Raw genomic sequence first — 14,639 nt, 5'->3', positions numbered from 1 at the left:
CCGAGGAAGAATACGATGTTCGGAAAACTGACACTGGATGCAGTGCCCTACCACGAACCCATTATCGTGGTTACGGTGGCTGCCATTATCGTCGGGGGACTTGCTCTCCTGGCGGCCATCACTTACTTCGGTAAGTGGTCCTATCTATGGAACGAGTGGCTGACCTCCGTCGACCACAAAAAACTCGGCATCATGTATGTCATCGTCGCTATCGTCATGCTGCTGCGTGGCTTTGCCGATGCCATTATGATGCGTAGCCAGCAGGTGCTGGCCTCCGCCGGGGAAGCAGGCTTCCTGCCGCCTCATCACTACGACCAGATCTTTACCGCTCACGGCGTTATCATGATCTTCTTCGTGGCGATGCCGTTCGTTATCGGTCTGATGAACCTGGTGGTTCCGCTACAGATCGGCGCGCGCGACGTGGCGTTCCCGTTCCTGAACAACCTGAGCTTCTGGTTCACCGTTGTCGGTGTGGTTCTGGTTAACCTGTCGCTGGGTGTAGGTGAATTCGCTCAGACCGGCTGGCTGGCCTATCCGCCGCTTTCGGGAATTGAGTACAGTCCGGGCGTAGGGGTCGATTACTGGATTTGGGCGCTGCAGCTCTCCGGTATTGGTACCACTCTGACCGGTATTAACTTCTTCGTGACCATCATCAAGATGCGTGCGCCAGGAATGACGATGTTCAAGATGCCGGTATTTACCTGGGCATCTCTGTGCGCCAACATCCTGATTATCGCCTCCTTCCCAATTCTGACGGTTACCATCGCGCTGCTGACCCTGGATCGCTATCTGGGCACCCATTTCTTTACCAACGATATGGGCGGCAACATGATGATGTACATCAACCTGATTTGGGCCTGGGGCCATCCGGAAGTGTACATCCTGGTTCTGCCGGTATTCGGTGTGTTCTCTGAAGTTGCCGCAACCTTCTCGCGTAAACGCCTGTTTGGCTACACCTCGCTGGTGTGGGCGACCGTGTGTATTACTATCCTGTCGTTCATCGTTTGGCTGCACCACTTCTTCACCATGGGTGCCGGCGCGAACGTTAACGCCTTCTTCGGTATTACCACGATGATTATCGCCATCCCGACCGGGGTGAAGATCTTCAACTGGCTGTTCACCATGTATCAGGGCCGCATCGTCTTCAACTCTGCGATGCTGTGGACCATCGGCTTTATCGTGACCTTCTCGGTCGGCGGTATGACCGGCGTTCTGCTGGCGGTGCCGGGCGCAGACTTCGTACTGCACAACAGCCTGTTCCTGATTGCGCACTTCCATAACGTGATCATCGGCGGTGTGGTATTTGGTTGCTTCGCCGGTCTGACCTACTGGTGGCCGAAAGCCTTTGGCTTCACCCTGAACGAGACCTGGGGCAAACGCGCCTTCTGGTTCTGGATCATCGGCTTCTTCGTCGCGTTTATGCCGCTGTACGTGCTGGGCTTCATGGGTATGACCCGTCGCCTGAGCCAGCAAATTGATCCGCAGTTCCACCCGATGCTGGTGATTGCCGCATGCGGTGCTGCGCTGATTGCCTGCGGTATCCTGTGCCAGCTGATTCAGTTCTACGTGTCTATTCGCGACCGCGAGCAGAACCGTGACCTGACCGGTGACCCATGGGGCGGCCGTACGCTGGAGTGGGCAACCTCTTCCCCGCCTCCGTTCTATAACTTTGCCATTGTGCCGCAGATTCACGAACGCGATGCATTCTGGGAAATGAAAGAGAAAGGCGAAGCGTACAAGCAGCCAACACAGTATGAAGAAATTCATATGCCGAAAAACAGCGGTGCGGGCATCGTGATTGCCGCCTTCGCTACGGTGTTTGGTTTCGCCATGATCTGGCATATCTGGTGGATGGCAATTGTCGGCTTCGCTGGCATCCTGATCACCTGGATTATCAAAAGCTTTGACGAGGACGTGGATTACTACGTGCCGGTTGCGGAAGTCGAAAAACTGGAAAATCAGCATTTCGATGAGATTTCTAAGGCAGGGCTGAAAAATGGCAACTGATACTCTCGCGCACAACGCCCACGCGCATGAACACGGGCATCACGATACAGGGCCGATGAAAGTCTTCGGTTTCTGGATCTACCTGATGAGCGACTGCATTATCTTCGCCACGCTGTTTGCCACCTATGCCGTTCTGGTGAACGGCACGGCGGGCGGCCCAACCGGTAAAGATATCTTCGAACTGCCGTTCGTGCTGGTAGAAACCGCACTGCTGCTGTTCAGCTCCATCACCTACGGCATGGCGGCTATCGCCATGTACAAAAACAACAAGAGCCAGGTGGTTTCCTGGCTCGCCCTCACCTTCCTGTTTGGTGCCGGGTTCATCGCGATGGAAATCTATGAATTCCATCACCTGATTGTTGAAGGTATGGGCCCGGATCGCAGCGGCTTCCTGTCGGCGTTCTTTGCGCTGGTCGGGACTCACGGTCTGCACGTCACCTCCGGTCTTATCTGGATGGCGGTGCTGATGGTGCAGATTTCCCGCCGCGGCCTGACCAGCACTAACCGTACGCGTATTCTGTGCCTGAGCCTGTTCTGGCACTTCCTGGACGTCGTATGGATCTGTGTATTCTCCGTTGTTTACCTGATGGGGGCGATGTAATGAGTCATTCTAACGATCACAGCGGCGCATCCCACGGCAGCGTGAAGTCGTACATGACAGGTTTCATCCTGTCGATCATCCTGACGGTGATCCCGTTCTGGATGGTAATGACCGGTAGCGCGTCGCATGCGGCAATTCTCGGCACCATTCTGGTGACCGCTGTTGTGCAGATCGTCGTACACCTGGTGTACTTCCTGCACATGAACAGCAAGTCTGACGAAGGCTGGAACATGACCGCGTTTGTCTTTACCGTGATAATCATTGCCATCGTGGTGGTAGGCTCCATCTGGATTATGTGGAACCTGAACTACAACATGATGGTTCACTAAGAGCGGCGAGTATGTTTAAGCGATACCTGCAAGTAACGAAGCCTGGCATCATTTTTGGCAACCTGATCTCCGTGATCGGCGGTTTCCTGCTGGCCTCCAAGGGCCACATCGATTATCCGCTGTTCGCCTGGACGCTGATCGGCGTGTCTCTGGTGGTCGCCTCGGGTTGTGTTTTCAACAACTACATCGATCGTGACATCGACCGTAAGATGGAACGTACGAAGAACCGAGTGCTGGTTAAGGGACTGATTGCGCCAAAAACGTCGCTGGTCTACGCCACCTTGCTGGGTCTCGCTGGCTTCATGCTGCTGTGGTTCGGCGCCAATCCCCTCGCCTGCTGGCTGGGGGTGATGGGGTTCGTGGTTTATGTCGGCGTTTACAGCCTGTACATGAAGCGCCACTCCGTTTACGGCACGCTGATTGGTTCTCTCTCCGGCGCTGCGCCGCCGGTGATTGGCTACTGCGCGGTCACGGGTGATTTCGACAGCGGCGCGTTAATTCTGCTGGCCATTTTCAGCCTGTGGCAGATGCCTCACTCCTACGCTATCGCGATTTTCCGCTTCAAGGATTATCAGGCAGCGAACATTCCGGTTCTGCCGGTGGTGAAAGGCATTGCCGTGGCGAAGAACCACATCACGGTGTATATCGTAGCGTTTGCGCTGGCCACATTGATGCTCTCTCTGGGCGGCTACGCCGGGTATAAATACCTGGTTGTTGCAGCGGCAGTGAGCGTCTGGTGGCTCGGTATGGCGCTGCGCGGTTACAAAGTGGAAGATGATAAGGTCTGGGCGCGCAAGCTGTTCGGTTTCTCGATCATTGCCATTACCGCGCTGTCTGTGATGATGTCCGTGGACTTTATGGTGCCTAACTCACAGAGCCTGCTGACTTACGTCTGGTAAGACACACGTTCTGACAAAAAAACCTCGCTTCGGCGGGGTTTTTTATTACCTGAAGAAAAGTGCCCGATATTGATGTTTTCCTAAATATTGGCGAGGCTGGCGTTTAAGCGGCTCATTCAAGGGGAAGAGGTATAAAATCGCGGCGGGTGCTTGAGACTATTTGTCTTGAGCATGATGTGAAAGGCAGATAGACAAAAGCCCCAGATAACATTCAGCGTCCGGCAAGACGCTTAACATTAATCTGAGGCCCCCTAAATGCGTAGCAACATTAGGTTAGCCTCTTACCGACCTTCGGGTCAAGGAGAAGTAGGCTATGAAGCGGAACAAGGTAGTGATTGTTGCCCTGATCGTCCTCTGTATTACCGTCGTGTTGTCGGTGCTGGTCACGCGCAAAGATCTGTGCGCGGTCCGTATTCGCAGCGGTCATACGGAGGTCGCCGTCTTCACAGCCTACGAATCTGTTAAGTAAGAGACCCGACGGGGAGTCATCCCCGCCACTCTTGATGTTGCCAGGTATTCTCAACGCACCCAATTTTTTCACCTGACTAGCCCACCAGCATCGCCTGTGCGCTATACAGCAAATCAAGATGATCCCGACACAATGCTTTCAGCGACGTGCGCGACTGATGGCTGGTCAAACTCAGCGCTCCCCAATACAGCCCTTCCCTATCGGCGAGCGGCACCGCAATCACCAGCATGCCAATCTCAAACTCCTGCTCGATGGTCGCATACCCCTGACGACGAACCTGCGCGATACGCTCCATCAACGTCGGTACATCCGTCACCGTGTAAGGCGTTCGCTGCTCGCGGGTCACACGCTGCAACACAGCCTCACATTCCGCTTCCGGCAACGAGGCTAACCACAGACGACCGCCCGCGGTGCAGTGAATAGGTACTCGTTCACCAAGCCGCACAGAGGTTGAGTTAAACGGCGTATGCTTGCTGCGGGCGATATAGACCAGCTCGTTATCATCAATGACCCCAACGGACGCATGTTCCTCGGTGCGGCTGGCGACGTACTCGACGATCGGCCGCACCATGCGCGGGAACTGGGCAGAATCGACGTACGCCTGCCCCAGGCGGAGGTTTTTCGCCGTTAACCAGTAATAACGTCCGTCGGTAGCCAGATAACCATCATGCACCAGCGTCAGAAAAAAACGGCGGGCGGCGCTTTGCGTCAGCCCGCTCATCTTCGCCGCTTGCGGCACCGTTAAGCGCGGGTTTGCCTTTGAGAAAAGCTGGATTAGCGCCAGCCCCTTTTGCAACCCCACGATCAGGTCGCGTTGATGAATCTCGTTTTGCATAGTTGTTCACACTTTTGCAACATATGGAGTCAATTACTGCGATTATCGCACTGTCGGTGCGATTAACAACCAACCTGTCCGAATTCTGCGTTGTCGCTCACCGCATCCATTGAAATACTCAAGCAACAGTTTGTTAACAAGTGAGGTGAGTTATGGTCAGCGGATTTACTCAGGTCGTCGCCGTTATCGGACATCCCATTACCCAGGTGAAATCACCGGAAAACTTTAACCACTACTTTGCCAGTCAGAATCTGGACAAGGTCATGATCCCTGTCGATATCGCGCCGGAAGCGGTTGCCGACTATCTGAACGCCCTGCGCGGCTGGCACAACATGAGCAGTATTCTGGTTACCGTGCCCCATAAACAGCGCGTCGCTGGATTGCTGGATACCCTGACCCCCCGCGCCCGCCATCTGAATGCGGTTAACGTGGTGCGTAAGTTGGCGGACGGGCGTTTAGAGGGCGATATGTTAGACGGTGTCGGCTTCCAGCGCGCCGCACAGGCGCATGGATTCCAGCCCGCGGGCAAACGCGCCCTGCTTTCCGGCTGCGGCGGCGTCGGTAGCGCCATCGCCTGGGGGCTGTGTGAAGCCGGTATCCAGAGCCTGGCCTTGTATGACCGCGATGAGGCCAGCCGCCAGCGTCTGGAAAATCGCCTTGCCACCCACTTCCCAACCGTCCATCTCACCGCCCTGCCCACGTCACTGGCGGAGATCGATCTGCTGGTCAACGGTTCCCCTGCCGGCATGGCGGGCTTCGATCCGCTGCCGTTAGATCCGACGCTGCTTGAAACATTAACCGCGGCCACCCACGTCGCCGACGTCGTTACGGCCCCCGTCATCACCCCGCTACTGGCCTTCGCCAACGAGCGCGGATGCCGTACGCAAACCGGCCCGGAAATGGCGCTGGCGCAGATGGAACTCATGGGTCAGTTCATCGGAGCTATGCCTTCATCGCATGAGGCCGCCGCATGAAAAGCTGGGATGTGATCGTCATCGGCAGCGGCGCGGCGGGGTTTGCCGCCGCCGTCACCGCCTGCTGCAAAGGGCTCTCCGTGCTAATGCTGGAAAAAGCGCCGCACTTTGGCGGCACCTCGGCAATTTCTGGCGGCGCGGTGTGGATTAACGACACCGATCAGGCCCGTGCTGCAGGAAAAAGCGGGGCCCCTGACGAGATGAAAACCTACCTGCGTACCATCATCGGTGAGGCGAACTATCGTCCTGAGATGGTTGAGGCCTTCGTTAATGCCGGTCGCGAAGCGCTGGCTTTTCTCGAGCAGGAAGGCGCGGTGAAATACAGCCTGCGCCCGCTGTCGCCGGACTACTACCCGGATGAACCCGGCGCGGTCGACGTAGGCCGCGCGCTGGAAGTGGTGGAGTATGATGGTCGCGAGTTGGGCGAGCATTTCACCACCTTACGCTCGCCGCCGCCGGGAATGCTGCTGTTTGGCGGTATGATGGTGAACCGCGTCGATATTCAGCATTTTCTCGATATGCGTCGCTCGTGGCGCTCGTTCCGCCACTGCACCAAACTGTTACTGCGCTACGGTCGAGATCGCCTGCGCCATCACCGTGGTACCCGTCTGGCAATGGGCAACGCGCTGATTGCCCGTATGGCCACGCTAGCGCTACGCAAAGGGCTGACGCTGAAACTGAACGTCACGGTGAAATCGTTGACGGAACAGAATGGCCGCGTGACCGGCGTGGAAATTGAGCGCGATGGTCAATCAATCACCCTGCACGCGCGCCGCGGCGTCGTGCTGGCGGCCGGTGGTTTCGCCGCCGGGCGTATTGCACCGCAGTTCCGCCCCGCGACTCAGCAACACTACACCATGTCGCCCGCGACGAACGACGGGGCAGCGTTTCAGCTGGGGCTGGGCGTGGATGCCCGCCAGGGTGCCGACCTGCCGTCGAACTTTTTCTGGGCGCCGGTTTCCGTACTGCGCCGTCCGGACGGCAGCGAGGAGCGTTTCCCGCATCTGGTGACCGACCGCGCCAAGCCGGGCGTGATTGCCGTCAACCAGCGCGGCGTACGCTTCGTCAATGAATCCAATTCCTACCATCATTTCGCCAGCGCCATGCAGCAGCAGCCGGAGAACGCCCCCTGCTATCTGCTCTGCGATGCCCAGGCAATGAAGCGCTATGGCCTGGGGCTGGCGCGCCCGGCACCGGTCAACAACGACGCGCTGGTGAGCGCCGGTTATCTGTATCAGGCGCAGAGTCTGGGCGAACTGGCGCAGCAGTTAGGCCTTGAACCGCAGTTGCTTGAACACACCGTCGCTCGCTATAACCGCGACGCCGCCAACGGCAGCGACCCGCAATTTCACAAGGGTGGAAACAGCTATAACCGCGCCATGGGCGATGCGGCGCATAGCCCAAACCCTTGTAACGCGCCGCTATTAAGCGCGCCGTTTTATGCCATCAAACTCTTTACCGGCGATTTAGGCACCTCGCGCGGGCTGGTCACCACCGCCGACGCGCAGGTGATTAACCAGCAGGGTCAGCCTATCGGTGGCCTGTACGCCGTCGGTAACGATATGGATTCGATGATGGCGGGCACCTATCCCGGCCCTGGCATTACCCTTGGCCCGGCGCTCACGTTCGGCTATCTGGCCGCCCTGCACATGACCAACACATCCCCACTCACTTCAGGAGAAGCATCATGATCTACGAAAAACGCACCTACACCATCAACCCGCTGAAGATGGCCGACTGGCTGGCGCTGTACAAAAGCGACGCCTACGCGGTGCAGACCGAACATCTCGGCAAGCTGATTGGCTTCTTCTTCACCGAGATCGGCGTGGTCAATCAGGTGGTTCACATCTGGGCCTACGAGAGCCTGGACGACCGTCTGGTTCGCCGCGCGCGTATGGCGCAGGACGAGCGCTGGCTGACCTTTTCGCGTAAAAACCGCGAGCTGGCAGCGGTTGAACGTCTGGAGTCGGTGCTGATGCGCCCAACCGATTTCTCCCCGCTGCAATAAGGAGTCGCGCATGAGCAGGCTCGTTGAGGTGGATATGCTGGTTATCGGCTCCGGTGCGGCGGGGCTGTCTGCCGCCGTAACCGCGGCGCTGCACGGCGCGCGGGTGCTGGTAGCCGAAAAAGAGTCGACGATTGGCGGCACCAGCGCCTGGTCCGGCGGCTGGCTGTGGATCCCGCAAAATCCGCTCGCCCGCGAAGAAGGTATTATCGAGGATGATACCGCGCCGCTGGCCTATCTACAGGCCGAGCTGGAGGGGCGTCCGGCCGATGCGCGCCTGCGGACTTTCTTGCGCTATGGGCCGGAGATGGTGGAGTTTTTCCGTCGCCGTACCGCCGTCCAGTTCCTCTCCGGCAGTAAAATGCCGGATTTTCACAATAGCCACGGCTTCGCCAACGGCGGTCGCTCGGTGACCGCTCAACCCTATGATGCCCGCGAGCTGGGCGACTGGTTGCACCGGCTGCGGCCGCCGCTGGAGACCATCAGCCTGGCCGGGATGGGCATCGCGGGCGGCGCGGATATGGCGCACTTTTTTAACGCGACGCGCTCACCGCGATCCGCGCTGTATGCCGCTCGACGCCTTGCCCGTCATGGCTGGCAGCGACTGCGTTATGGTCGTGGTCGTCATCTGGTGAATGGCAACGCGCTGGTGGCGCGCCTGCTGCGTTCGGCGCTGGACGCCAGCGTCCGTTTTCAGCTCAACGCACCGGTGACGCGGTTATTACAGGACGCCAGCGGCGTCACTGGCGCCGTTCTCTGTAGCGATGACGGCGAGATTCAGGTTAACGCTCGCGCGGTGGTGCTGGCCTGCGGCGGTTTCCCGCACGACAAGCTGCGATTAGCCGAACAGGTGCCGCACGCGGCGCAGGGCTACGGTCACTTCTCCGCCGCGCCGCCGGGCAATCAGGGCGATGGCATTCGTCTTGGCGAAACCGTGGGCGGGCAGTTTGACGACTCGCTTAAGCACCCCATGGCGTGGGCACCGGTCTCCCGCGTGTCGCTGGCCAGCGGAATACAGCTGGCGTTTCCACATCTCGTTGAACGTGCCAAGCCGGGATTTATCGCGGTGCGCGATAACGGCAAACGCTTTGTCAATGAAGCCGACTCGTATCATGACTTTATCGCCGCGCTGCTCAAGGCAACGCCGGAGGGAGAAAAACCGGCGGCATGGCTCATCGCCGACAGCCGCGCGCTGCACCGCTACGGCCTCGGCCACGCGCGCCCCACGCCGTTCCCGGTAAAAGCCTGGCTGCGTACAGGCTACCTGCAAAGCGGCAACACGCTGGCGGAGCTGGCACAAAAATGCGGCATCGACGGGTCGGCGCTCAGCGAAACCGTCGCTCGCTTTAACGACTTCGCTCGTCAGGCTCGCGATGACGATTTCCAACGCGGCGCATCGGCCTATAACCTCGCGCAGGGCGATGCCCGCCACCAGCCCAGCCCGACGCTGGGTGCGCTGGAACAGGCGCCGTATTACGCGGTGCGAATCCTTCCCGGCTCGCTCGGTTCCTTTAGCGGACTGAAAACCGATGAACAGGCGCGCGTGCTGGACGCCGAACAACAACCAATCGCCGGATTATTTGCCGTGGGTAACGATATGTCGAGCGTGATGCAGGGGTTCTACCCCAGCGGCGGCATCACGCTTGGCCCTGCCATGACCTTTGGTTATCTGGTGGGAAAAAACCTGGCCGCAAACATAACATCTTAAAAAAATTACGCATTTAGCCAGGGAAAGGCGCCAAACATAACTAAAAATCTTACCTGCAACTGTACTGGAGTCTGTATGAATATGCGTTCCCTCTCGCTAGCAGCACTCACCGTGCTGGACGTTTCACCGCCGGAGCACGTGCGTATCGCCGCGCTCACCGGCTATAGCCACGTGGGCATTCGTCTGCTGCCCGCAACGCCTGATGACCCTGACTACGACATGCTCGGCGATACGCCGACGGTACGCGAAACGCTGGCCGCGCTACGCGATACCGGGATACGCGTTTCCGACGTGGAGATTGTGCGCCTGACGCCGGACTTCAACCTTGATGCGCTGCGTCCGTTCCTCGAAACCGCCGCCCGACTGGAAGCCCAGCAGGTGCTGGTAGCCGGCAATGACGATAACCTGCACCGCTGCGCGGACAACCTTGCCCGGCTGGCGCAGGCCGGAGAAGCCTACGGCCTGACCATGAACCTGGAGCCGATGCCGTGGACCTATCTTCCGACGCTCGCCTCCGCGCAGAAGCTGATTGCCGCCAGCGGACAGCACAACGTTGGCATCCTGGTCGATGCCATCCATTTCTGGCGCGCGGGTGAGTCACTGGACGCGTTGCGTGCGCTGGCGCCACAGCAGCTGAACTACATGCAGCTGTGCGATGCCCCGGCGCGAATCCCCACAGACACCGGAGAACTGATTTACCAGGCCCGCTGCGCACGCCGGGTACCAGGCGAAGGCGAACTGGATTTGCGCGGCCTGCTGGCGGCATTACCGCCCACGCTGCCGGTTTCGCTGGAAGTCCCGCTGGACGGGGCTCAGGGAGCTTTACCAGCACAACAACGCGCAGCGCTGCTGTTTAACGCGGCACAATCCTTCCTGTAAACAGGAGTACGCTATGTCACAGACACAACGCCTGGATGTCAGAGAGTTAATCAATTCCAACCCGCTCAGCCGCTACCAGAAGCTGGTTATTTTCCTTGGTTTTTGCGTCATCGCGCTGGACGGTTTCGATATCGCCATCATGGGTTTTATCGCCCCCACGCTCAAACAAGAGTGGGGCGTCAGTAATCACGAGCTGGGCTTTGTCATCAGTACCGCGCTGATCGGCCTTGCGCTAGGCGCGCTTTTCTCCGGCCCGCTCGCAGATTGGCTGGGGCGCAAGAAAATCATCATCAACAGCGTGTTTTTCTTCGGTTTCTGGACCGTGGCGACGGCGTTTTCCCAGAACATTGAGCAGATGATCTTTTTCCGCTTTATGACCGGACTCGGACTGGGCGCGGCGATGCCAAACATGAGCACGCTGGTGTCGGAATACGCCCCTGAGCGCAAACGCTCGTTTATCATCACCGTCATTTTCTGCGGTTTCACCTTCGGTGCCGCCATTGGCGGGTTTGCCGCATCATGGCTCATCCCGCAGTTTGGCTGGCACTCGCTGATGGCGCTGGGTGGCGTACTGCCGCTGCTGTTTGCCCCCATTCTTATCTGGAAGTTGCCGGAGTCCGCGCGTTTTCTGGTGATCAAGCAGGCGCCCGCCGAGCGGATCCACGCCATCCTTCAGCGTTTTTACCCCGGTCAGGTGAGTGAAAACGTGCAATTTATTTTGCCGCAGCAGCCGATCCAAAGCAGCGCCATGCGCATTGTGCTGTCGCGCGAGTACCTGTTCGGTTCGCTGATGCTTTGGCTGGTCTACTTCATGGGGCTGTTCCTGGTCTATATCCTCGGCAGCTGGTTGCCAACGCTGGTAAAAGAGATTGGCCTGACCGTCAGTCAGGCCGCAATCATGACCGCCATTTATCAGGCGGGCGGCACCGTCGGTTCACTGTTTGCCGGCTGGCTGATGGACCGAATTGACCCGCATCGGGCGCTGGGCGTCATTTTCGCCGTGGGCGGATTATTCACCATGGCGATTGGCTACGCGGGAGTGAACTTCCCGCTACTGTGCCTGCTGGCCTTCGTTAGCGGCGCATGTTTGAACGGCGCGAATACCGGGATGAACGCCCTTTCCGCTCGCTTCTATCCCACGCAGGCCCGTGCTACCGGATCCAGTTGGATGCACGGCGTTGGCCGCATCGGCGCCATTCTTAGCGCCTTCGCTGGGGCCGAAATGCTGGCGCTGGGGCTCGATTTTAAATCGGTGTTCCTGATCCTCGGCATTCCGGCGGCATTGACCGTCCTCGGCCTGGCCGCTAAAGGGTACTGGGCGGCAGGCCCGGTCGACGCTCGCTCATCTCTCCCTACCACGCTGCGGAGCCCATCATGAATCGTATTCGTCTTACCGTCATTGGCGCGGGTGCCATCGGACGTAAACATATTGAGGTTATCAATCAAACGCCGCAGGCCGAGCTGGTCGCCCTGGCCGATCCGTCGCCACAGGCGCAGGCGCTGACAAAATCACTCGGCGTGGCGTGGTATGCCGACATTCACGATATGCTGGATCAGGCCAGACCGCAGGGCGTGATTAACGCGACGCCGAACACTCTGCACGTGCCGTGCGCCATTGCCTGCGTGGAGCGGGGGATCCCGGTGCTGGTTGAGAAACCGGTCGCCGAGTCTCCGGCGCGTGCACGAGAACTGGTGGACGCGGCGACGCAGCACGGCGTCCCGGTACTGGTCGGCCATCACCGTCGGCACAATGCGCTGACGGCGGCGGCAAAGTCGCTTATCGACAGCGGTGAGCTGGGTCAGATCGTTGCCGTATCAGCGCACTGGATCCTGCAAAAACCGGACGACTACTTCGATGTTGCCTGGCGACGGGAACCGGGGGCCGGGCCGCTGCTGGTAAATCTGGTGCACGATATCGATCTGCTGCGTTATCTGCTGGGCGAGATCGACGATGTTCAGGCGATGACCAGCAACGCCAGGCGCGGCTTCGCCAACGAAGACAGCGCGGTGGTCAACCTGCGCTTCGCCTGCGGCGCACTGGGCAGCGCGGTGCTGAGCGACTGCGGCGTCAGCCCGTGGAGCTGGGAGATGAACTCGGCAGAGAACGCAGTCTACGCGCATACCCCGGAAAACTGCTATCTGATTTCCGGCAGCAAGGGCGCGCTGGCGGTTCCGCAGATGCGCTGGTGGCGCTACGGCGAGCAGAACGGCTGGCACGCTCCGCTGTTGCAGGAGACGCTGGCCGTCGAGCCCATCGATCCGTTTATTTTGCAGCTACGTCATTTCCTGCAGGTGATTCGCGGAGAAGCGACGCCAATCATTGATGCGGCGGATGCGTTACGCTCGCTGGAGGTGATCGACGCAATCCGCCAGCAGGCGGCCTGACCGGAGCCTGACCCGGTGGCTCCACGCCGCCGGGTTATCATTCATGCTGCTATTCCGCACAAATGATTCAATAATGTAATATTTGTTAATTAACCCTCTGTTTACCCTTCCCTCTCCCCGCACTACACTACTCCCAGCTTTTATATAGAGGTGGAAATGAACGATTACAAAATGACGCCGGGTGAGTTACGCGCCACCTGGGGTTTAGGGACCGTATTTTCTTTGCGTATGCTCGGTATGTTTATGGTCCTTCCGGTTCTGACCACATACGGCATGGCATTGCAGGGCGCCAGCGAGGCGTTAATCGGCCTGGCTATTGGCATTTATGGCCTGGCACAGGCGGTTTTTCAGATTCCCTTCGGGCTGATTTCGGACCGCGTTGGCCGCAAACCGCTGATCGTCGGCGGACTGGCGATTTTTGTGCTGGGCAGCGTGATTGCCGCGATGTCCGACTCCATCTGGGGCATTATTCTTGGCCGCGCCTTACAAGGCTCCGGGGCGATTGCCGCCGCGGTGATGGCGCTGCTTTCCGACCTGACCCGCGAACAAAACCGCACCAAAGCGATGGCGTTTATCGGCGTCAGCTTCGGCGTGACCTTCGCCATTGCGATGGTGCTGGGGCCGATAATTACGCATAAACTCGGCCTGCACGCCCTGTTCTGGATGATTGCCGGGCTGGCAACGCTGGGTATTCTGCTCACGCTGTGGGTCGTACCGGACAGTAAAAACCACGTGCTCAACCGCGAATCCGGCATGGTCAAGGGTTGCTTCAGCAAGGTGCTGATGGAGCCCAGGCTGCTGAAGCTCAATTTCGGCATCATGTGTCTGCACATTCTGCTGATGTCCACCTTTGTCGCCCTGCCGGGGCAGCTAGAGTCGGCGGGCTTTCCGGCCGCCGAGCACTGGAAAATTTACCTGGTGACCATGGTGGTGTCGTTTATCGCGGTGGTGCCGTTTATCATCTACGCGGAAGTAAAGCGCCGCATGAAGCGCGTGTTCGTGCTGTGCATTGCCCTGCTGCTGATTGCTGAAATTGTGCTCTGGGGCTCCGGAAACTATTTCTGGGAACTGGTGGCGGGCGTGCAGATTTTCTTCCTCGCCTTCAACCTGATGGAAGCGCTGCTGCCGTCGCTTATCAGCAAAGAGGCGCCGGCGGGCTATAAAGGCACGGCAATGGGTATTTATTCCACCAGCCAGTTCTTAGGCGTCGCCATTGGCGGCTCGCTCGGCGGCTGGATTGACGGCCTGTTTGATTCACAAACGGTGTTCCTCGCCGGCGCGCTGCTGGCGACGGTCTGGCTGCTGGTCTCGATGACCATGCAGGAACCGCAGTACGTCAGCAGCCTGCGCGTCGAGATACCGCAAGACGTTGCCGCGGACGATGCGCTACGTGAACGCCTGCTGGCGACGGACGGGGTGAAAGAAGTGCTGGTGGTAGCCGATGAACACTCGGCCTACGTGAAAATCGACAGCAAAGTCACTAACCGCTTTGAAGTAGAACAGGTGATTGCCGCCCATTAAACGGCATCGGCCCACACCACGGTGTGG

The 14,639-nt window shown here is 58.8% G+C and carries 14 protein-coding genes; 13 read left to right on the top strand and 1 reads right to left on the bottom strand.

Translation table 11 applies throughout. The features are described 5' to 3' along the window. The first annotated feature begins 15 nt into the window (after positions 1-15). The 5 genes from cyoB to M989_RS19135 all read left to right on the top strand — a co-directional run bounded on the left by cyoB (position 16) and on the right by M989_RS19135 (position 4,305). Positions 16-2,007, top strand: coding sequence for a cytochrome o ubiquinol oxidase subunit I (gene cyoB / locus M989_RS19155; protein WP_064547912.1), 1,992 nt, complete (start codon positions 16-18; stop codon positions 2,005-2,007). Beyond that, positions 1,997-2,608, top strand: coding sequence for a cytochrome o ubiquinol oxidase subunit III (locus M989_RS19150; RefSeq protein ID WP_064547910.1), 612 nt, complete (start codon positions 1,997-1,999; stop codon positions 2,606-2,608). Before cyoB ends, M989_RS19150 begins: the two co-directional genes overlap by 11 nt. Then, positions 2,608-2,937, top strand: a complete 330-nt coding sequence (locus M989_RS19145) for a cytochrome o ubiquinol oxidase subunit IV (RefSeq protein WP_064547908.1) — start codon at positions 2,608-2,610, stop codon at positions 2,935-2,937. The genes M989_RS19150 and M989_RS19145 overlap by 1 nt, the downstream gene beginning before the upstream one ends. Positions 2,938-2,948: 11 nt before the next feature. After that, a complete protein-coding gene (gene cyoE, locus M989_RS19140; protein ID WP_064547906.1) occupies positions 2,949-3,836 on the top strand; it encodes a heme o synthase in 888 nt (295 codons plus the stop codon). Positions 3,837-4,149: 313 nt separating this feature from the next. Next, on the top strand, positions 4,150-4,305 hold the full coding sequence (locus M989_RS19135) for a Hok/Gef family protein (protein ID WP_064547905.1): 156 nt from the start codon (positions 4,150-4,152) through the stop codon (positions 4,303-4,305). Positions 4,306-4,381: 76 nt separating this feature from the next. On the opposite strand, the gene M989_RS19130 is transcribed toward M989_RS19135, so the two are convergent. Then, positions 4,382-5,140: an IclR family transcriptional regulator domain-containing protein gene (locus M989_RS19130; protein WP_064547903.1), complete on the bottom strand. Its 759-nt coding sequence runs from the start codon at positions 5,138-5,140 to the stop codon at positions 4,382-4,384. A gap of 152 nt (positions 5,141-5,292) precedes the next feature. On the opposite strand from M989_RS19130, the gene M989_RS19125 reads away from it, so the two are divergent. From M989_RS19125 to M989_RS19090, 8 genes are all read left to right on the top strand, one after another. Further along, positions 5,293-6,114, top strand: coding sequence for a shikimate dehydrogenase family protein (locus tag M989_RS19125; protein ID WP_064547901.1), 822 nt, complete (start codon positions 5,293-5,295; stop codon positions 6,112-6,114). Further along, a complete protein-coding gene (locus M989_RS19120) occupies positions 6,111-7,805 on the top strand; it encodes an FAD-dependent oxidoreductase (protein ID WP_064547899.1) in 1,695 nt (564 codons plus the stop codon). Before M989_RS19125 ends, M989_RS19120 begins: the two co-directional genes overlap by 4 nt. After that, complete coding sequence (locus tag M989_RS19115; RefSeq protein WP_064547897.1) at positions 7,802-8,122, top strand: NIPSNAP family protein; 321 nt, start codon at positions 7,802-7,804, stop codon at positions 8,120-8,122. Before M989_RS19120 ends, M989_RS19115 begins: the two co-directional genes overlap by 4 nt. 10 nt (positions 8,123-8,132) lie before the next feature. Further along, on the top strand, positions 8,133-9,827 hold the full coding sequence (locus M989_RS19110; protein WP_064547895.1) for an FAD-dependent oxidoreductase: 1,695 nt from the start codon (positions 8,133-8,135) through the stop codon (positions 9,825-9,827). Positions 9,828-9,902: 75 nt separating this feature from the next. Beyond that, positions 9,903-10,706, top strand: coding sequence for a sugar phosphate isomerase/epimerase family protein (locus M989_RS19105; RefSeq protein WP_064547893.1), 804 nt, complete (start codon positions 9,903-9,905; stop codon positions 10,704-10,706). A 13-nt stretch (positions 10,707-10,719) separates the two neighbouring features. After that, positions 10,720-12,084: an MFS transporter gene (locus tag M989_RS19100; RefSeq protein WP_064547891.1), complete on the top strand. Its 1,365-nt coding sequence runs from the start codon at positions 10,720-10,722 to the stop codon at positions 12,082-12,084. Further along, on the top strand, positions 12,081-13,091 hold the full coding sequence (locus M989_RS19095; protein ID WP_064547889.1) for a Gfo/Idh/MocA family protein: 1,011 nt from the start codon (positions 12,081-12,083) through the stop codon (positions 13,089-13,091). Before M989_RS19100 ends, M989_RS19095 begins: the two co-directional genes overlap by 4 nt. Positions 13,092-13,247: 156 nt before the next feature. Further along, complete coding sequence (locus M989_RS19090; RefSeq protein ID WP_064547887.1) at positions 13,248-14,612, top strand: MFS transporter; 1,365 nt, start codon at positions 13,248-13,250, stop codon at positions 14,610-14,612. Positions 14,613-14,639: the final 27 nt, after the last annotated feature.

The organism is Kluyvera georgiana ATCC 51603 (genome assembly GCF_001654985.1).
Lineage (GTDB): Bacteria > Pseudomonadota > Gammaproteobacteria > Enterobacterales > Enterobacteriaceae > Kluyvera > Kluyvera georgiana.
Note: the sequence above shows the minus strand (reverse complement) of the source record. Positions and strands in the feature narration are given on the sequence as shown.